Raw genomic sequence first — 18,874 nt, 5'->3', positions numbered from 1 at the left:
AAAACCCACCCGGATTGCACACGGATTGCACACGGACACGCGGATGTAATTGGCTGGGCTTCACAATGCGGTGTCCACCGCTGTACAAATGATTACCGGGGAAAGCACCATTGCCCCGGGGACAACGGAACATCGACATCTCGTCGATCCGCATCCGCCCGCCTGACAGCCGGAAGGCCGGCATCCGCGCACGCGACACGCGCCGGTGCCGTAGGAAAGGACCGATATCCGTGGCTCAGCGCGTAGTGGTGACACTCTCCGACGACATCGACGGGGGAGCAGCGGCGGAAACGGTGACCTTCGCCCTGGACGGGAAGACGTACGAGATCGATCTCAATCCCGCCAACGCGAAGAAACTGCGGAAGACCCTGGCGCCCTACGTGGCCGCCGGCCGTAAGCAGACGAACGCCGGCAAGCACGGCAGGACGCCCACGGCCTACCACCACACCTCCCTCGCCCCGGACCCGGCGGCCGTCCGCGCCTGGGCCCGCTCGCACCGGATGGAGGTGCCGGCCCGGGGGCGCATCCCGAAGAAGGTCTACGAGGCGTTCGCCGCGGCCGGCTGAGCCGGGGCGGCGGCGGGCGGCGGATCGCGCGTCCGCCACGTCCGGACGCTCCGTCAGGCGGCCCCGGACGGCCCGCCGGACGACCTGCCGGCCGGGCCGGCGGGACCGCTCCGCGAGCTCCGCGGGGAGCCGACTTGCGCGACACCCCCGCAGGTCGGCTAGAGTCTGGAGCACGCCGAGGGGCGAGGCCGCAAAGCCGAATCCCACGCAGCGTGCGGGTGTAGTTCAGTAGTAGAACATCCCCCTTCCAGGGGGAAGGCGCAGTGTGCAATTCCTGTCACCCGCTCTGCACGACTCTTCGGACCACTCAAGTGGATCAGGTAGAGTGGTGCTCGCTCCACCGGTGAAAGCCGAGTGGCTGCACTGCGGACGTAGCTCAGTTGGTAGAGCGCAACCTTGCCAAGGTTGAGGTCGCCAGTTCGAACCTGGTCGTCCGCTCAGACGCAAAGGCCCCGATCGTTTTCGATCGGGGCCTTTGGCGTTCTTCCGTCACCCCATGACGTTTGTCATGGACAGTGATGACAGCGCGCACTGCTCGCGGGCCGGTTTCGGCGGAAACCTTGAAGCATGACCAGCGACGACATTCTCAGCGACCGACGCGACGGTGGAACGTTTCCGGTCACGGCCCCCGCGGGAGCCGTGACCGCGGAGACGGTGATCGCGGTGGACGGGGTTCGCCGCAGCTACAAGGACGGCTTCGAGGCCGTCTCCGGCGTCTCCTTCTCCGTCGCCCGCGGCGAACTGTTCGCCCTGCTCGGGACGAACGGCGCGGGCAAGACCTCCACCGTGGAACTCCTCGAAGGACTGGCCCTCCCGACCTCCGGGACCATCAAGGTCCTCGGCCACGACCCGTACCGCGAACGCGCCGCCGTCCGCCCCCGTACCGGCGTCATGCTCCAGGAGGGCGGCTTCCCCTCCGACCTCACCGTGCTGGAGACCGTGCGGATGTGGTCGGCGTGCACCACCGGCGCCCGCCCCGCCGGCGAGGCCCTGGACATGGTCGGCCTCACCAGCCGGGCCGACGTGCGGGTCAAGCAGCTGTCCGGCGGCGAGAAGCGGCGTCTGGACCTGGCGCTGGCTCTCACCTCGCGGCCCGAGGTGCTCTTCCTGGACGAACCGACCACCGGGCTGGACGCCGAGGGGCGGCGCGACACCTGGGATCTGATCCGGGCACTCCGTGAGTCCGGCACGACCGTCCTGCTGACCACGCACTATCTGGAGGAGGCCGAGTCCCTCGCGGACCGGCTGGCCATCATGCACCAGGGACGGATCGTGACAGCCGGGACGACCGCCGAGGTCACCGCCGCGCACCCGGCCCGGATCCGCTTCACCCTGCCCGACGGCGTACCGGCCGGGCGCCTTCCCCTCTCGTTGCGGGCCGGCGCGGAGGGGCAGCGGGTGGAGATCCGTACCTCCACACTCCAGGAGTCCCTGCACGAACTGCTCGGCTGGGCACAGCAGTCGGGCGTGGAACTGCTCGGGCTCGACGCCCGCTCCGCCTCCCTGGAGGAGGCGTTCCTGCAGATCGCGAACACCCAGCTCCGCTCGCGGGCCGACGACCCGCGCAGGGCGGGGCCCCGGCACGGGTCCGCCGCCCCGCACCCGGACGGCAGCACTCCGAACGAGACGAAGAAGGTGACGGCATGACCACGCCCACCGCCCTCGCGGAGGGCCGCACGGCCCCCGGCCCGGGCCCCTCCCCCTCCAGCCGGTCCGCCTCGCTCCGGCGGCTGAACGCTCTCGCCCGCGCCGAACTGATCCTGCTGATCCGCAACCGGTCCGCGATCTTCGTGGCCCTGGTGCTGCCGATCGTGATGATCTTCTCGATCCGGGCCTCGCTCGAACAGATCGACCTCGCCGGCACCGGGCTCTCCGTCGCGGGCGCCGCCCTCACCGGCGGCATCGGCATCGTGCTGGTCCAGGTCGTCTACATGAACCTCGTCACCGGCTACGTCACCCGGCGCGAGGAACTCGTCCTCAAGCGGCTGCGCACGGGCGAGGTCACCGACCGGGAGATCCTGATCTCCACGGCGCTGCCCTCCGTGGCGCTGGCGGTCATCCAGAGCGTGCTGCTCGTGGTGGCGGGCGCGATCGCCTTCGACCTGACCGCGCCGAAGCGGCCGGAGCTGTTCCTGCTGGGCCTGCTCGCGGGCTTCGTGATGATGTCCGCGCTCGCCGCGGCGACCTCCGCGATGACCCGGACGGTCCAGACCTCGCAGATCACCACCCTGCCGCTGTTCTTCGTCTCGCTCTTCGCCTCCGGGATCATCGTCCCGCTGGACGTCTTCCCGGACAGGCTGGCCGCCGTCTTCGAGCTGCTGCCGCTGACCGGGGTGATGACCCTCGTACGGCACGGCTGGCTCGGCGGCGTGGAGACCGGCGACCTGCTCACGGCCGCCGTGGCGGCGCTGGCCTGGACCGCCTTCGCGGTGTTTGCTGTGCGACGGTGGTTCCGCTGGGACCCGCGCGGCTGACGTGAAGGAGCTGAGGGGCGTGATCGGTCGGGTACGGGGCTGGCGGCGCGGCTGGCACGAGCGCAGCAAGCTCCAGCGCATCGACCTCTACACGCGGGTGACGCTCTACTCGATCACCTGGTTCTTCGCGGTGTCCTGGGGCCTGCTGCCGCTCGGCGACGCCCTGGACAGCGGGTCGGTGGCGGTAGCCCTCGCCGCCGCGTTCCTCGTCGCCAACGTCACCCAGTCCGTGCTGAGCAACCGCAATCTCTCGGCCGCCTTCGACCACTACCGGGGGGCCGGCCCGTTCCCTCCCGGGCGGTTGCGGCTGCCCGTCGCGCTCCAGGCGGTGATGACCGGCGCACTGGTGGCGCTCGCGTCGGTGAACGCCGTCAAGGACCAGGGACTGGTTCTGCTGGTCCTGGACCTGCCCGTGGCGTTCGCCATCCCGTACGTCCTGCTCATCCCGGTCCGGAGGTTCCTGGGTCTCAGCGCCGTCTACGCGGCGCTCGTCGTGGCCCTCCTGGCGGCCGTGGGCGTGCCGGGCGGGGCGCTGATCGGGGCGACCACCTCACTGGTCGTCGTCACCCTGCTGGTGCTCGTCTCGACCCGGCCGAGCATCTGGAGCCTGTCCGTGATGTGGCAGGCGGAGGAGGCGCGGGACATGCAGGCGCGCCTCGCGGTGGCGGAGGAGCGGCTGCGGTTCGGCCGGGACATGCACGACGTGCTGGGCCGGAACCTGTCGGTGATCGCCCTGAAGAGCGAGCTGGCGGTGGAGCTGGCCCAGCGCGGGAACGCCGCGGCGGTGGACCAGATGGTCGAGGTGCAGCGGATCGCCCGGGCCTCGCAGCAGGAGGTCCGCGATGTCGTACGCGGCTACCGGGAGGCCGATCTGCCGACCGAACTCATGGGCGCGCGTGGCGTGTTGCAGGCCGCCGGGATCACCGTCACGGTCGAAGGGGCCGACGGCCCGGCGGGTATCGGAGCTCCGGCAGCCGTCCAGGCCGCGCTCGGCTGGGTGGTGCGCGAGACCGCGACGAACGTCCTGCGCCACGGCGACCCGCGCCACTGCTGGATCCGGCTCGCGCGGACGCGGGACGCGGTGGTCCTGGAGGTCGAGAACGACGGGGCCGGCACGACGGATCCGCTCGGCGGTCCGGACGACGGCGGTGGTTCGGGCCTCGCCGGACTCCGTGAACGGCTCGGGGCGCTCGGCGGGACGCTCAGCGCCGGAGCCGCCGGGGAGGACCTCTTCCGGGTGACGGCGACGGTCCCGCTGACGGCCCCCCGCCCGACGCCCTCCACCTCCGCCTCCTCTTCCCTCTCCACCCCCTCCTCTCCCTCCGCCCCCTCCTCTCCCGACACCGCTTCCGCTCCTCCGGAGGAACGATGACCACCGCGCAGCCCCTGCGGGTCCTGCTGGCCGACGACGAGCACCTGATCCGGGGTGCGCTGGCCGCGCTGCTCGCCCTGGAGGAGGACCTCGTCGTGGTCGCGGAGGCGGCGAGCGGGCCCGAGGCGCTGGCGATGGCGCTGGCGCACCGGCCCGATGTCGCCGTCCTGGATCTCCAGATGCCGGGTGCGGACGGTGTGAAGGTCGCCACATCGCTGCGGACCGAACTGCCCCACTGCCGCACCATGATCGTGACCAGCCACGGCCGTCCCGGGCACCTCAAGCGGGCGCTGGCCGCCGGCGTACGGGGGTTCGTCCCGAAGACCGTCAGCGCCCGCCGGCTCGCCGAGATCATCCGTACCGTCCACGCCGGAAACCGTTACGTGGATCCGGAGTTGGCGGCCGACGCCATCTCCGCCGGGGACTCCCCGCTGACCGCCAGGGAGGCCGAGGTGCTCGAACTGGCGGCGGACGGGGCGCCGGTCGCGGAGATCGCGGAACGGGCCTCGCTGTCCCAGGGGACCGTACGCAACTACCTGTCATCGGCCGCCACCAAGATCGGTGCGGAGAACCGGCACACGGCAGTGCGTCTCGCCCGCGAGCGGGGTTGGGTATAGTAGGCCTCGCGCTTCGGCGCACTGCGGACGTAGCTCAGTTGGTAGAGCGCAACCTTGCCAAGGTTGAGGTCGCCAGTTCGAACCTGGTCGTCCGCTCCGGAAGGAGAAGGCCCCGGTCCTCGTGGACCGGGGCCTTCTGCGTATCCCCGTCGGCTACGACCAGTTGGTGCCGGTCAGCACCTCGTACGCCTCGATGTACTTGGCGCGGGTCGCGTCCACGATCTCCTGCGGCAGCGCCGGGGGCGGCTGCTCGCTCTTCCGGTCCCAGCCGGAGGCCGGCGAGGTCAGCCAGTCACGCACGAACTGCTTGTCGTAACTGGGCTGCGCGCGGCCGGGCTGCCAGGTGGCGGCGGGCCAGAAGCGGGAGGAGTCCGGGGTCAGCACCTCGTCGGCGATGATCAGCCGCTCGGTCCCGTCCTCGGTGGTCTCGAAGCCGAACTCGAACTTGGTGTCGGCCAGGATGATGCCGCGCTCGTGCGCGATGTCCCGGGCCCGGCGGTAGACGTCGAGCGTCGTGCGCCGCAGCTCGGCCGCCGTCTCCACACCGACGGAGCGGGCGATGTCCTCGTAACTGACGTTCTCGTCGTGCTCGCCGACGGCCGCCTTGGTGGCCGGGGTGAAGATCGGGCCGGGCAGCTCGGATCCGTTGACCAGGCCCTCGGGAAGACCGATGCCGCAGACCGTACGGGTGGCGTCGTACTCGACCAGCCCGGAGCCGGTCAGATAGCCGCGGGCCACACACTCGACCTCGACCATGCGCAGCGACTTGCAGATGAGGGTGCGGCCCGCCCAGTCGGCCGGGGCGCCCGGGGGCAGCTCGGTGGAGATGACGTGGTTGGGGACCAGGTCGGCGAGCTGGTCGAACCACCAGAGCGAGAGCCGGGTGAGGACGCGGCCCTTGTCGGGGATCTCGGTGGGCAGGACCCAGTCGTACGCGGAGATACGGTCGCTGGCGACCATCACGAGGTCGCCCGCCTCGTTCCGGTACAGGTCACGCACCTTGCCGGTGTGCAGGTGGGTGAGGCCCGGAACCTCGACGGGCTCGGGCTTTTCTACAAAACCGGACACGGTGCCTCCGCGTAGATTGATCCAGGAGCGGTTCCGATTGTCCCGTACGCAGGACGCGGAACGCGCGCCGGGCCCGGCCCCGATGCCGTCGCGCCGGTCAGTCGCGCTTGCAGATCCGGTCGAGGAGGTTGGCCGTGGCCCGCTGGATCCGGGGGTCCGTGTGGCCGGGGCGGTCCAGGGCCGGGGACCAGGCGAAGGTGCCGGAGGCGAAGACGAGTGCGCCGGAGGGGGCCTGGTAGAGCGAGGTCTCCTGGTGGCGGGTGGCGCCCTCGGAGTCCTCGTACGGGGAGTGGGCGAGCAACATCCTGGTGTCGTGCTCGGGCAGGCTGGTGCGCGGGAAGTAGCGGTCGGCCTCACCGGCGACCAGGCCCGGGATCTCGTCGCCCTCGACCGCGCCCGTGGCGTCCCAGAGCCAGTGCTCGGCGTTGCGCACGACCAGCGGGCGGGGCTCGGGCACCCGGCCCGCGTACTGGATGCCCAGGAGCTGCTGCTCGGGCCGGTCCACCTCGCGCCACAGGGCGGACTTTCCGGGCCCCCGGCGTTTGCGGCAGGTCAGCAGCCGGTCCGCCTCGCCGGAGGCGGACGGGGCCAGGCCCACCTGCCAGTACATGGTGTTGGCGGAGAGGAAGACGAGCGAGGTGCCGGAGTCCCGGGCGCGCTCGGCGGCCCGGCGCATCGGCAGCGACCAGTACTCGTCGTGGCCGGGGAAGACCAGGCCCCGGTAGCGGCTGGGGTCGACGCGGCCCGCGTGCAGGTCGCGGGCGTCGGCGTAGGCGAGGTCGTAGCCGTACCGCTCGGCCCAGCGGATGAAGTCGTACGCGTGTCCCACGTGCAGCGGCAGGCCCGATCCGGCGTACGGACGGTCGAAGGAGATCGTGACGGCGGCGTCCTCCTCGCCGAGCAGCCGCCCCCGCTCGTCCCACGCGTGGTAGAGGCTGGCGCCGGTGCGGCCGTCCTCCGGGTAGAGGTTGTACGCCTGCCAGGTGATGTCGGGCAGCAGGAGCAGCAGGTCGGCGGGATGGTCGTGGCGGACGGTGAAGGGGATGTGCGAGCGGTAGCCGTCGGCGGTGGTCAGGACGGCCACATACGCGCCGACCGACCAGTAGCTCGGGATCTGGAGCCGCCAGGACATCCACCAGTGGTGGCAGGAGACGGTCCGGTCGGCGGCGAGCGGCGGGGGCTGGACGATGCCGGAGAGCCGCGGGCTCGTGGTGATCTTCGCCGCGCCGTCGCCGCCGTAATGACCGATCCGGTAGACGTCGACGGAGAACTGCTGGGGCGGGTCCACGGTGATGTGGAAGTCGATGGCCTCGCCGGGGGCCGCGGCGCCGGGCGAGACGAAGCCCTTGATCTGACGGTGCACGTCGTCGGCGGTACGGGTGCCGCCCCCGGTGGAGCGGGCGAGGTCGGCGTACCAGGGGACGACCTGGCCGGTGTCGTCGAAGTAGTTCTCGCTGCCGCGCAGCCAGGGCAGCGGGCCCTGCCCGAAGGGATCGCTCACCGCGTGCGCGAGGGCACCCGACTCCCACCGGCGAATCTGCTCCGCCCCCATGCCGCGCCCCTCCCTCGGATCCCCCGGAGCCGGACGACTCCGTGGACCCTTCGGACAACTCTGGTGCGCCGAGTGTCAGCGCCGATCCCCAGCACATCACATAACGCATGCACCCCGTCACCCTTCGTCGTGAATTGACGGGAACGGAACCTTTCCTTCCGAATTCCGGACTCCGTGTCGCGGGCACCCCCGGTACGGCTCGGACGCTTCGGTACGGCTGCGCGGTTCACACCAGCCGGACCGGTTTGTCGGAACGCACGCCGACCTCGGCGAGCCAGGACAGCAGCGGGTCCGGGTCGCCGTCCTCGACCAGGCTGAGGACCGGGGCCGCGAGGTCCGCCCGGCGTTCGCCGCCGACGAGCAGCGCGGGGCCGTCCAGCCAGTCCAGGCCGGGGGCCGCGCCCGCCGTGTCCACGGCCGCGCAGCAGACCATGGCCGCGACGTGGTCGGCGAGCAGCTCGGTGCCCGTACGCGGCGGCTGGAGCGGGAAGAGGGGCAGCGGTCCCGGCCCCCAGAGGTCGAGAGGGTCCTCGGCCGCGCCGGAGTCGAGGCCGGCCGGACCCGAACCGCCGTTCCCCTGACCACCGTGTCCGGGGCCGCCGTGTCCCGGGCGCTCGGCCTCCTCGCGGGCGACCGCGGCGCCGATGCGCGCCGCGACCTCCTCGCCCGGGCCACCGGGCCCGGACAGATGCTCCATGACCCGGGCCAGGGTGGGGACGTCCGGGTCGCCGGCGGAGGCCCGGGGGACGCCCAGGGTGTCCAGGACCCGGTGCAGCCGGGCCGCTTCCGTACGCCACTTCCGGTCGACGACCTCGTCGGGATACTGCTGCCAGTCCACCGGCGCCCAGTCCGGACCGCTCTCGGCGGGGCCGCCGTGGAAGAGCCGGGCGGCGAGCAGGGACGCCGCCTCGTCGGCCACGCCGGGCTCCTCCAGCAGGTCGCACGCGGGCCGCTCGCCCAGGCGGAGGGCGAAACCGTCGGCCAGCCGGTCCCGGCGGGAGAGCTCGGTGAGCGCGGAGACGACCCCGGCGTCCAGCCGGGAAGGCCAGCGGCCCATCCGCCAGGCGGGCAGCGCCACCCGGGTCAGCAGCCGGTCCCAGCCGGCGTAGGCGAGGCCGACCTGTTCCTGGGCGGCGATGCGCAGCCCGTAGTCGACCGTCTGGGCCCGCATGGACGCGGCGGCGGCCACACAGCGCTCCATCTCGGCGGCATGGTCCCGGCAGGCCCGCAGCAGCAGCCGGGCGACCCAGCCGGCGAAGGCGAGCGGCGCCCCGCGCACCGCGCCCCGGCCGGGGGCGGCGGCATCGGCGATCGCCGCGTCCAGGCCGCGTACGAAACGGCGGGCGGCGGCTATGTCGGGGTGCGCGGACGGGCCGGTGCCCGCCACCACGGGGGCGAGGACCGCGCGGAGCTCGGCGACCCGCATCCACCACAGGAACGGCGAGCCGATGACCAGGACGGGTGCGGTGTCCCCGGCCCCGCCCTCCGCCGGGGTCCGCCGGCCCCGTCGGAGCGCGCGGTGGGTGCGGTCCTCCAGCCAGCTGTCGCAGTCCGGGGTCAGCGCCATGGCCGAGGGGGCGGGCACGTCGAGCCGGTCGGCCAGGTCCCGGACCAGGCGGTAGAGGTCGGGGGCCCCTTCCTCCGGCACGGGGACGGTCGGGCTCATGGCGGGCCGTGCGCGGGCCACGGAGACGGCGACCAGGACGGTCACCAGCAGCACGACGACCGCGACGCCGAGCACCGTCCAGCGCACGGCGTCCCAGACCGGACCTGCCAGGTGGCCCTGCGCGCCCGCCGCGAACAGCACGACGGCGACGGCCGCGGGCAGGATCGCCACGGCCAGTGCCCTGCTGCGGATCCGCAGCAGGGCGAGCGCTCGCGCCTGTGCGGCCCGCGCACCCAGCTCCTCACCCACATCGATACCGGACACGGCCGGACGTCACCCCCTCTGCCCCTCGACGGTGTTGCTCACTCCCCCACTGTGGCACCCGTCACCGACATCGCAATGCCGGTGGGCCAAGTGCCGGAACGCTTGCGCCGCACCCTAGTTGGGGCTCCGGCGACCGTCATCCGGATGGCCCAGTCGTCACCCGATGGAATGGCTTTGGGTAAAGCTGCTGACGTGTTCGCGCCCATGGGCAAGCGGCCGGCCGGGGCGGGCGCGGACAGGGGGCGGCCCCTCGCGCCTGCCGCGTACGCCGGTGGCGTACGGGGGCGGGCGGAGGGGCCGCGAAGACCCTCGTGTGCCGGCGGGTCAGCCCTGGGAGGCCTTGAGGGCGATGTCCGTACGGTGCTGGGAGCCGTCCAGGCGGATCCGGCCGAGCGCGGTGTAGGCGCGCTCCCGCGCCGCCGTGAGGTCCTTGCCGGTCGCGGTCACCGAGAGCACCCGGCCGCCCGCGCTGAGCACCGCGTCGCCCTCGGCGCGGGTCCCGGCGTGCAGGACGTACGCGTCGGGTCCATCCTGCGCCGCGACGTCCGCGAGCCCGTCGATCGGGTCGCCGGTGCGCGGGGTGTCCGGGTAGTTGTGCGAGGCGATGACCACGGTGACGGCCGCGTCGTCGCGCCAGTTCAGCGGCGGGAGGACATCGAGGGTGCCGTTGGCGGAGGCGAGCAGGACACCGGCGAGCGGGGTCTTCAGCCGGGCCAGGACGACCTGGGTCTCCGGGTCGCCGAAGCGGGCGTTGAACTCGATGACCCGCACGCCGCGCGAGGTGATCGCGAGGCCCGCGTAGAGCAGCCCGGAGAAGGGCGTGCCCCGGCGGCGCAGCTCGTCGACGGTCGGCTGGAGGACGGTTTCGAGAACCTCGTCGACCAGCTTGGGGTCGGCCCACGGAAGCGGGGAGTAGGCGCCCATGCCGCCGGTGTTCGGGCCCTCGTCGCCGTCCGATGCGCGCTTGAAGTCCTGGGCGGGCTGGAGCGGCAGCACGGTGGTGCCGTCGGTGATCGCGAAGAGGCTGACCTCGGGGCCGTCGAGGAACTCCTCGATGACCACGCGGTCGCAGGACAGCGCGTGGGCGCGGGCCACGGCCACGTCCTCGGTGACGACGACTCCCTTGCCCGCCGCGAGGCCGTCGTCCTTGACGACGTACGGGGCGCCGAAGGCGTCGAGGGCCTCCTCGATCTCCGCGGGGGTGGTGCAGACGTAGCTGCGGGCGGTGGGGACTCCGGCGCCGGCCATGACGTCCTTGGCGAACGCCTTGGAGCCTTCCAGCTGCGCGGCTTCACCGGACGGACCGAAGCAGGGGATGCCGGCCGCGCGGACGGCGTCGGCGACCCCGGCGACGAGCGGCGCCTCCGGGCCGACGACCACCAGCCCGGCGCCCAGCTCGGTCGCGAGGCGCGCGACGGCGTCACCGTCGAGCGCGTCGACCGGGTGCAGTTCGGCCACCTCTGCGATGCCGGCGTTGCCGGGGGCGCAGTACAGAGCGGTGACATCGGGGTCGAGGGACAGAGAGCGGCACAGGGCGTGTTCGCGGGCGCCGCCGCCGATGACGAGGACCTTCACGGGGTGCAGCCTAGCCGCCGGGCGCGGGGAGCCCCGACGGCCGCCGGTCCGTGGACGGACCACAGCGGCCTCCCGGCCCGTCGTACCCGTCGAGGCCGGGGCGCCGCCTCACTGCTCGTTCGGGAACTCCTCGACCACGGTGGCGCCCAGCTCGCGGACGATCAGCTCGTGGCCGGAGAGGGCGGAGTCGACGAGATCCGGGTCGTCGGCCTCCGGGGTGTCGTCCTCGGGGGCGACGGATCGCGGCGGCTCCGCCCCGTACGCACTGGGGGAGGCCTCGGGGGCGGGCGCGGCCTCCCGGACCTGCGGCGGCGCGGAGGAGGGCGGCGACTGCTGGGCGGACGGGGCGTGCCCCTGCTGCGGGGCGGAGGACTGCTGCGGCGGGGGCGCGTGCTGGGGCCGGGGCTCGTACGCGACCGGGGCCGCCGGTGCGGCCGGGGCGGGCTGGTACTGCGGGGCGGGGCGTCCGCCGCCTCCGCCGGACTGAGGGGGCGTCCCGCCGCCGGAGGGGTCGACGACCGCTTCGATGCGCCACTGGGCGTTGAAGCGCTCGACGAGGGCCTGCTTGAGGATCTCCTCGCTGCCGCTGCTCGCGAAGTTGTCACGGGCACCGGCGTTGAGGAAGCCGAGCTGGAGCGTCGTGCCGTCGAACCCGGCGACCTGGGCGTTCTGGCTGAGCAGGATCCAGGTGAAGCGGCGGCGGCTCTTGACCGCCTCCAGGATGTCCGGCCACATGTTCCGCACCTGGGCGGCGCCCTGCGCCATGCTCTGGCCGCCCTCGGGCGCGGCCGGGGCCGCGGGGGCTGCCGGGGCCTGGGCGACCGGGGCCGCGGGCGGCGGGGTGGCGGCGGGGGCCGGGCCGCTGCCGGGGGCGGACGCGGTGGGCCAGCCGCCGGGGCGACGGGCCTGGTCCCCGGCGCCTGCTCCTGCTCCCGCGGCGGCGGGCCAGGACCCGGGCCGCTGGGCGGGCTCGGGGGCGGGTGGAGCGGGGGCCTGCGGGGCGGGCGGGTAGGCCTGGGCAGGGGCGGGCGGTGCGGAGGCGGCCGGGGCGGGCGCCGCAGGGGCAGGCGCCTCGCCCCGTACGGCGGCACGGGCGACGTCCGGACCGGCGGGGGCCACGGGGGCGTGGGCCTGCGGGGCGTGCGCCTCGGGCCCCGGCACGTACCCCATGGGAGCAGCGCCGGCGGGCGGAGCGGCGAACGAGGCGGCAGCGGCGGCCGAGGCCCCGCGCTCCAGCCGGTCGAGCCGGGCCTGCAGCGACCGCTCGTCGTCGTAGGCGGCGGGCAACAGGACCCGGGCGCAGATCAGCTCCACCTGGAGGCGCGGCGAGGTGGCCCCGCGCATCTCCGTGAGCCCGTCGTTGACCAGGTCGGCGGCGCGGCTCAGCTCGGCGGCTCCGAAGACGGAGGCCTGGGCCTGCATGCGCTCGACGACATCGGCGGGGGCGTCGATGAGCCCCTTCTCCCCCGCGTCCGGCACGGCGGCGAGGATCACCAGATCACGCAGCCGCTCCAACAAGTCCGCCACGAACCGTCGCGGGTCGTTGCCGCCCTCGATGACCCGGTCCACGACCTCGAAGGCGGCGGCCCCGTCACCGGCGGCGAAGGCGTCGATGATCGAGTCGAGCAGCGAGCCGTCGGTGTACCCGAGGAGCGAGGTGGCCATGGCATACGTCACACCGTCGTCGCCCGCACCGGCCAGCAGCTGGTCCATGACGGACATCGAGTCACGCACGGACCCCGCGCCTGCGCGCACGACGAGCGGCAGGACGCCGTCCTCGACGGGGCTGTTCTCCCGCCCGCACACATCGGCGAGATAGCTGCGGAGGGTCCCGGGAGGAACGAGCCGGAACGGATAGTGGTGCGTACGCGACCGGATCGTCCCGATGACCTTCTCGGGCTCGGTCGTCGCGAAGATGAACTTGAGGTGCTCCGGCGGCTCCTCGACCACCTTCAGCAGGGCGTTGAAGCCCGCCGGGGTGACCATGTGCGCCTCGTCGATGATGTAGATCTTGTAACGACTGGAGGCGGGCCCGAAGAACGCCTTCTCGCGCAGGTCACGGGCGTCGTCCACACCACCGTGCGAGGCGGCGTCGATCTCGATCACATCGATGGACCCCGGCCCGTTGCGCGCGAGGTCCCGGCAGGACTGGCACTCCCCGCACGGCGTGGGGGTGGGCCCCTGCTCGCAGTTCAGACAGCGGGCGAGGATGCGCGCGCTGGTCGTCTTTCCACAGCCGCGCGGCCCGCTGAACAGGTACGCGTGATTGACCCGGTTGTTCCGCAGGGCCTGCTGGAGCGGGTCAGTGACATGCTCCTGACCGATGACCTCGGCGAACGACTCGGGGCGGTAGCGGCGGTACAGCGCAAGGGACGACACATCTACGAGGTTATCGGGGCCGACTGACAACCGAACCCACGTCGCCCGGGCATCCGCCCGCTCAAGGCCCCCCGGAAACGCAAGGGCCCCCCACGCACCCGCCAGAGCCGACCTACCCTTGCTGCCTTCCGGCCCTGGGGGAGTTCAGTCAGATAGCGCCACGTGAGGGGCTGACGCCCACCTTAGCGGATCCCCACCCCCTCCGGTCCACCCGCCCGCCCCCACGGACCGACCTGCGGACCCTCTCCGGACGATCTCCGGGGAACGTGTTCGCGAGCACCCTCCAACGTCTTGTATTGTTTGCGGCGGAGGATTCGCCTAGTGGCCTAGGGCGCACGCTTGGAAAGCGTGTTGGGGGCAACCCCTCACGAGTTCGAATCTCGTATCCTCCGCCATTGCTCTCACCGGGCAATACGTTGAAGGGCCCCACCGTTCGCGGTGGGGCCCTTCGGCGTTGGTGGTCTCAGCCCTGGTCTCACTCATTTCCGACACAAGAGACATTTCATTCCTTCTCTTTGCCGTCGAAGGGGCGAGTCACAGGGCATCGCCTTCACTCAGAAGCGGGTTTCTGCCGACTCAGGACGCAGGCGTCCCCCGCGATCCGCCATTCTGGGTCTGTGCAGGGCCGATTCCGGTCGGAGACCACCGGCACTCGTCTTTGTGAGGTGTCCCCATCGGCAAGCCCAGCGGATCGACTCTCGCCACGTGGCTGAGTGATCTGGAAGTCGCCCGGCTTGAGCGGGTCCTGGCGGCTCGCCCGGATGCCGTGTCCCCGCCGGAGCCACGATCGTTCGGCGAACTCGCGGACCGCCTTCAGCGCCCGGCGTCGGTGGCCCGGGTGCTGCCCGGGCTCGCGCTGGCACACCTGCAGGTATCCGAGGCACTGGCGGCATTGGGGCCCGTTCCATGTGCCGCCCTGGCCGATCTTCTGGATGCGACCGGAACGGAGAGCACTCGCGGGCTGGACGCGGCCTTGGAGGCGCTGGCCGACCGCGCACTCGTCTGGCCGGACGGCGAAGGGCTGCTGCGCATGGCAGCGCCGTTGCGGCAGGCGTGGGACGCGCCGCTGGGGCTGGACGCTCCGCTCACCCGGCTCCTGGCGGACACGACCTCCGAGGAACTGCGCCGCATGCTGGTGACCCTGGGCATCCCGTCGCCCGGCACCACCAAGAAGCATCGGCTGACCGCCCTGCTGGAACACCACAGCAATCCGGAGCAGGTGGCCGCGGTGATCGCTTCGGCACCTGCGTCCACCCGGAAGCTGCTTGAGCGGCGAGCCTCTCACCAGGGTGAACAGGCTCAATCACCGACGCGTTTGATCACGTTCACGGCCCCTTCGGCCGACTCCGAGGCGGGTGAGCGCTGGGCACTGGAGCGGGGGCTGCTGGTCCAGGACCGGTACTCGGGGTACGGATCCCCACGCATGCCCGCCGAGGTGGCGCTCGCACTGCGCGGAGTCGGCTGGCACGCCCCCTTCGAGCCCGTCCCGCCCGCCGTGCGGACGGCGTCCGTCACCTCGGCGGAAGTGGACCGGGAGGCGGCGGCAGCCGCCACGGCGTTCGCCGCACATGCCGCGTCGGTTCTGGCGACGTGCTCCGCTGCTCCGCCGGTCCTGCTGAAGTCCGGCGGGGTCGGAGCACGTGAGCTGTCCCGGATCAGCAAGGCGGCGCAGTGCGACGACATCGTCGTACGCCTTGTTCTGGAGACGGCGTACGACGCCGGTCTGCTGGCCCGGGACGGCGACCGGGTCGCGGCAACGGACGGATACGACACCTGGGCGGAACGAGAACCAGCGGAGCAGCTCACCGCGCTTATCCACACCTGGCGGACACTGCCGCTGACTCCGGCCCAGGCCCGCGACGAGGACGGCAAGGTACTGCCCGCGCTCGCCGGAACACCGCCCTGCGGCGGCTGCGTACAGGCCCGAGAGGGGCTCCTCGCCGCCGCAGCGGAGTTCCCGGCGCACCAGGGAGTGCACAGCCCCGCGGAGCTGGGGCCGGTGGTTGCCTGGCACCGCCCGCTCGCCGAACAACTCCCCCAGGACACCACACCCTTCGCCACCGCAATCCGGGAAGCGGAACTGCTCGGGGTCGTCGCCCGCGGCTGCCTGTCCCCCATCGGTGCCGCTCTGCGGGCCGACGACACCGACGCCACCGAAACGCTCGCCGCTGCCTGTGAGCGGCTGCTGCCGGCAGCCACCAGGGCAGCCCGTTTCGGCGCGGACCTCACCGCCGTTGTCACCGGCACACCGTCCGCCCGCCTCGCCGCACTGCTGGACACCGTCGCGGACAAGGAAGCCGGTGGCACGGCATCGGTGTGGAGGTTCAGCCCCACAACCGTTCGGCGTGCCCTGGACACGGGCCGCACGGCGGATGCCATCGCGGCCGACCTGGGCGCCATCGCGGTCGGCGCCCTCCCCCAGCCGCTGTTGTACCTGATCAACGACTCCGCACGCACTCACGGCCGTGTGCGCATCGCCCCCGCTGCCTGTGTGATCCATGGCGAAGAAGCCGCCCTCCTCGCCGAACTCGTCACTCACAGAAAGCTCGCCGCCCTCGGCCTACGCGTGTTGGCACCGACCGTGCTGGTCAGCCGGACCCCACTCGACAAGACGCTGGCCGCGCTCCGGGCCGCCGGCTACGCCCCCGTCGCCGAGAGTGCCGACGGAACCGTACGCGTCGAGAAGACCCGGCGCCGACGTGCCGCCGCCCCGGTCCCGGTCCCGGCACTCCCAGGACAGCGGCAGCGGTCCGTGCCGACGGTGACTCGGATGAATCCGGTGACCGTCGACCTGAGCGCGCTGGCCGCCAGGCTGCGGGCCGCCCCGCCGACACTCCCGGCTCCCGACCCGTTCGGCACCGGGGTCCCCTACGGCACGGACACCGAGGAGATCGTCGCCGCGTACGCGAAGAACCTGGCGTACAGCGATGTCCGCCAGCTCGCCCATGCCGTCGACGTCGGCACAGCCATCACGGTCGAGTACGTCGCCGCCTCGGGCAACCGGACGGTACGCATCCTCAGCGAGCTCGTGCTCGACCCGCCCTACCTGTACGCCTGGTGCCACCTGCGCGACGACGAACGGGTCTTCACCCTCTCCCGCATCCACGGCATCATGCCCGGGTAGCGGGGATCCGCGTCGTGGCTCGGTGTTCGGCCGGTCACTGCGGCCATGCCCCGCCACCAAGCACTGCGACGAGCCGCCACTACGATCGCCGACCATGGACTGGGTCGAGCGCACCGCGCGGTTGAGGCAGTGGACCAGGAGCGGGGCACGGGCTCCGCACAAGCCGTTGCTGTTCCTGTACGCGCTCAGCCGGTTCCAGCAGGACGCCGACGACGAGCTGCGGTACAGCACGGTGGAGCAGGACCTGCGGCGGCTCCTCGCCGAGTACGGTCCTGGGAACAGGACGACGCCCGCCTATCCCTTCCATCATCTGGTGAGTGACGGCGTGTGGGAGGTGCGCACCGAGCGCGGTCCGGGCAGCCCCGGGACCGGGGTCAGGGAGCTACGCGCAACCGGCGCCGCTGGGCGGCTGACGCCGGAGCTACGGGCGGCGCTGCGGCGGGATCCGACCCTGCTCGGCCGAATGACACGCGTACTCCTCGATCTGAACTTCCCGCCCTCGCTCCACGGCGAGCTGTGCGAAGCCGTCGGCCTGGAACTGGAGGAGGCAGAGACCGGACTGGTCTCGGCCAAGCGCAGGCAGCGGGACCGGCGCATGCGGGAGATGGTCCTGACGGCGTACGAGTACCAGTGCGCCTTCTGCGGGTACGACGGCAGGATCGGCACGGCGCCGGTCGGGCTTGAGGCCACCCATGTCCGCTGGTGGGCGTTCGACGGGCCGGACGACCTCGAGAACGGGCTGTGCCTGTGCTCGCTGCACCACAAGCTGTTCGACAAAGGCGTACTCGGTCTCGGCGAGGGCCACCGCATCCTGGTCTCACAGAGCTTCGTCGGCCGCAGCACCGCCGCCCGCGAGCACGTCATCACGCTCGCCGGCCGTCCGGTCATCGGCCCCCAGCCGGGTGTCCGCCCCATCGCCCCCGCCCATCGTTCCTGGCATACCAGTCAGGTCTTCCAAGGCAGCCCACGTCCCGCCACGACCGCCTGAACGCCGACCTGGCGGTCACGCAAGCGCACTGGTACGGAGCGTGATACCAGGAGTATGGTCTCTTGTATGGCCACGAAGAAGGTAACGGTGACGATTCCCGAGGATCTCCTGGACGAGATCCGCGCGGAGGCGGCAGAACGGGGAATGTCGGCGTACGTCGCCGAGGCGTTGCGCTTCAAGCGCGACCGGGACCGGCTGCGGGAACTGTCCGACTGGCTGCAGGAGGAGTACGGCCCCCTCACCGAGGAGGAGCGCACAGCAGCGTTCGAGGAACTGGAGGACCTCGACGCCGAACACGAGCGCCGCCGCGCCGCTGGAAAGCACAACGCCGGAGAGGCCGCGTGAAGAAGCGTGCCACTGAGCACAAGCACCGGCCGTTGCGCGTCTTCGTGCTCGGCTGCGAAGCCCTGTCCCTGGCTGTGCGCGGCGACCGGAAGATGATCGCCTGGCTCGACCTCGCGGCCCGGGGTGAAGCCGAGGTGGTGACGTCTCCGCTGACGCTGGTCGAGGCGTACGACGGCAGAACCACCGAGCAGCGCTGGGACTGGGTGCTCTCCCGGCTCAAGGTCGCCGACATCGGGAAGGACGAGGCCCGCCAGGCCCGCCGCCTCCTGGCCGACGCCAAGCTGCACGGCCACAAGTACGCGATCGACGCGGTGCTCGCCGTCATCGCGCGACAGCAGAAGGGTCAGGTCGCCGTCTTCACCTCGGACGTGGACGACCTGGAGAAGCTGGTCCCGGAGTCGATCATCGTCAAACAGGTGTGACCCGGCTCTCCGGTCTCGGTCTTGGTCTCATTCACCCTCGTCCAGCGCCGTCCTTCACCTACCCGACGCCCCGATCCGCCGCAGGCCAGAACGCTCCTGATCACTTCCGGACCCCCGGGCGAACATCTGGAAAGCGTGTTGGGGGCAACCCCTCACGCGTTCGAATCTCGTATCCTCCGCCATTGCTCTCACCGGGCAATACGTCGAAGGTCCCCGCTGCTTGCAGCGGGGACCTTCGACGTTGGTGATTGCAGTTTTGGTTGCAGTTTCCGGCTACCGCCCGTTGAGGCCGGGCCGGCACACGTTGCGGCCGGGCGACCGCAGTGCCCACGGTGCCCGGACGCCCTGCGACTGCTGCCGCAGGGCGTCACCCGGCGTCGGCCGTAGGGGAGCCCCTGTCGAGGGCCACCATGGCGACGTACGCCGGTCGGCAGGACATCGCGCAGCTGGTCCGGAAAGCCT

General features: G+C 72.2%; 14 protein-coding genes, 4 tRNA genes and 1 other RNA gene. 13 read left to right on the top strand and 6 right to left on the bottom strand.

Features of this window, described 5'->3' with window-relative positions:
- Window positions 1-230 precede the first annotated feature (230 nt).
- The 8 genes from AC0VY3_RS00940 to AC0VY3_RS00905 all read left to right on the top strand — a co-directional run bounded on the left by AC0VY3_RS00940 (window position 231) and on the right by AC0VY3_RS00905 (window position 5,125).
- Complete coding sequence (locus AC0VY3_RS00940) at window positions 231-566, top strand: histone-like nucleoid-structuring protein Lsr2 (RefSeq protein WP_030633450.1); 336 nt, start codon at window positions 231-233, stop codon at window positions 564-566.
- Window positions 567-780: 214 nt separating this feature from the next.
- Window positions 781-852, top strand: a tRNA-Gly gene (locus AC0VY3_RS00935).
- Between the two features lie 79 nt (window positions 853-931).
- Window positions 932-1,004, top strand: a tRNA-Gly gene (locus tag AC0VY3_RS00930).
- A 129-nt stretch (window positions 1,005-1,133) separates the two neighbouring features.
- Window positions 1,134-2,213 (top strand): ABC transporter ATP-binding protein, encoded by a 1,080-nt coding sequence (locus tag AC0VY3_RS00925; RefSeq protein WP_103508873.1) that lies wholly within the window; start codon window positions 1,134-1,136, stop codon window positions 2,211-2,213.
- Complete coding sequence (locus AC0VY3_RS00920; RefSeq protein WP_103508872.1) at window positions 2,210-3,040, top strand: ABC transporter permease; 831 nt, start codon at window positions 2,210-2,212, stop codon at window positions 3,038-3,040. The genes AC0VY3_RS00925 and AC0VY3_RS00920 overlap by 4 nt, the downstream gene beginning before the upstream one ends.
- 1 nt (window position 3,041) lies before the next feature.
- Complete coding sequence (locus AC0VY3_RS00915; protein ID WP_475548679.1) at window positions 3,042-4,412, top strand: sensor histidine kinase; 1,371 nt, start codon at window positions 3,042-3,044, stop codon at window positions 4,410-4,412.
- Window positions 4,409-5,029, top strand: a complete 621-nt coding sequence (locus AC0VY3_RS00910; protein WP_003968028.1) for a response regulator transcription factor — start codon at window positions 4,409-4,411, stop codon at window positions 5,027-5,029. The genes AC0VY3_RS00915 and AC0VY3_RS00910 overlap by 4 nt, the downstream gene beginning before the upstream one ends.
- 23 nt (window positions 5,030-5,052) lie before the next feature.
- Window positions 5,053-5,125, top strand: a tRNA-Gly gene (locus AC0VY3_RS00905).
- A gap of 57 nt (window positions 5,126-5,182) precedes the next feature.
- Here the strand turns inward: AC0VY3_RS00905 and AC0VY3_RS00900 are convergent.
- From AC0VY3_RS00900 to ffs, 6 genes are all read right to left on the bottom strand, one after another.
- Window positions 5,183-6,097 carry a phosphoribosylaminoimidazolesuccinocarboxamide synthase gene (locus AC0VY3_RS00900; protein WP_103508870.1) on the bottom strand — a complete coding sequence of 305 codons (915 nt, stop codon included), beginning with the start codon at window positions 6,095-6,097 and terminating at the stop codon, window positions 5,183-5,185.
- Window positions 6,098-6,194: 97 nt separating this feature from the next.
- A complete protein-coding gene (locus AC0VY3_RS00895) occupies window positions 6,195-7,649 on the bottom strand; it encodes a N,N-dimethylformamidase beta subunit family domain-containing protein (protein ID WP_103508869.1) in 1,455 nt (484 codons plus the stop codon).
- Between the two features lie 226 nt (window positions 7,650-7,875).
- Complete coding sequence (locus AC0VY3_RS00890) at window positions 7,876-9,579, bottom strand: hypothetical protein (protein WP_475548678.1); 1,704 nt, start codon at window positions 9,577-9,579, stop codon at window positions 7,876-7,878.
- A gap of 324 nt (window positions 9,580-9,903) precedes the next feature.
- Window positions 9,904-11,154 carry a phosphoribosylamine--glycine ligase gene (gene purD, locus AC0VY3_RS00885; protein WP_103508867.1) on the bottom strand — a complete coding sequence of 417 codons (1,251 nt, stop codon included), beginning with the start codon at window positions 11,152-11,154 and terminating at the stop codon, window positions 9,904-9,906.
- Between the two features lie 108 nt (window positions 11,155-11,262).
- Window positions 11,263-13,533 (bottom strand): DNA polymerase III subunit gamma and tau, encoded by a 2,271-nt coding sequence (locus tag AC0VY3_RS00880; protein WP_475548677.1) that lies wholly within the window; start codon window positions 13,531-13,533, stop codon window positions 11,263-11,265.
- Between the two features lie 79 nt (window positions 13,534-13,612).
- Window positions 13,613-13,707, bottom strand: an RNA gene (gene ffs, locus AC0VY3_RS00875) — signal recognition particle sRNA small type.
- A 133-nt stretch (window positions 13,708-13,840) separates the two neighbouring features.
- Here ffs and AC0VY3_RS00870 point away from each other — a divergent pair.
- From AC0VY3_RS00870 to AC0VY3_RS00850, 5 genes are all read left to right on the top strand, one after another.
- A tRNA-Ser gene (locus tag AC0VY3_RS00870) sits at window positions 13,841-13,928 on the top strand.
- 278 nt (window positions 13,929-14,206) lie between these two features.
- Window positions 14,207-16,657, top strand: a complete 2,451-nt coding sequence (locus AC0VY3_RS00865) for a helicase-associated domain-containing protein (RefSeq protein ID WP_475551618.1) — start codon at window positions 14,207-14,209, stop codon at window positions 16,655-16,657.
- Window positions 16,658-16,751: 94 nt separating this feature from the next.
- On the top strand, window positions 16,752-17,645 hold the full coding sequence (locus AC0VY3_RS00860; protein WP_475548676.1) for a phosphorothioated DNA-binding restriction endonuclease: 894 nt from the start codon (window positions 16,752-16,754) through the stop codon (window positions 17,643-17,645).
- A 66-nt stretch (window positions 17,646-17,711) separates the two neighbouring features.
- Complete coding sequence (locus tag AC0VY3_RS00855; RefSeq protein ID WP_147960661.1) at window positions 17,712-17,990, top strand: replication initiation and membrane attachment family protein; 279 nt, start codon at window positions 17,712-17,714, stop codon at window positions 17,988-17,990.
- Window positions 17,987-18,412, top strand: coding sequence for a PIN domain-containing protein (locus tag AC0VY3_RS00850; RefSeq protein WP_475548675.1), 426 nt, complete (start codon window positions 17,987-17,989; stop codon window positions 18,410-18,412). Before AC0VY3_RS00855 ends, AC0VY3_RS00850 begins: the two co-directional genes overlap by 4 nt.
- Window positions 18,413-18,874: the final 462 nt, after the last annotated feature.

The sequence above is a fragment of the Streptomyces sp. iso_384 genome (assembly GCF_056172905.1).
This window is presented reverse-complemented; position numbering and strand designations above follow the sequence as displayed.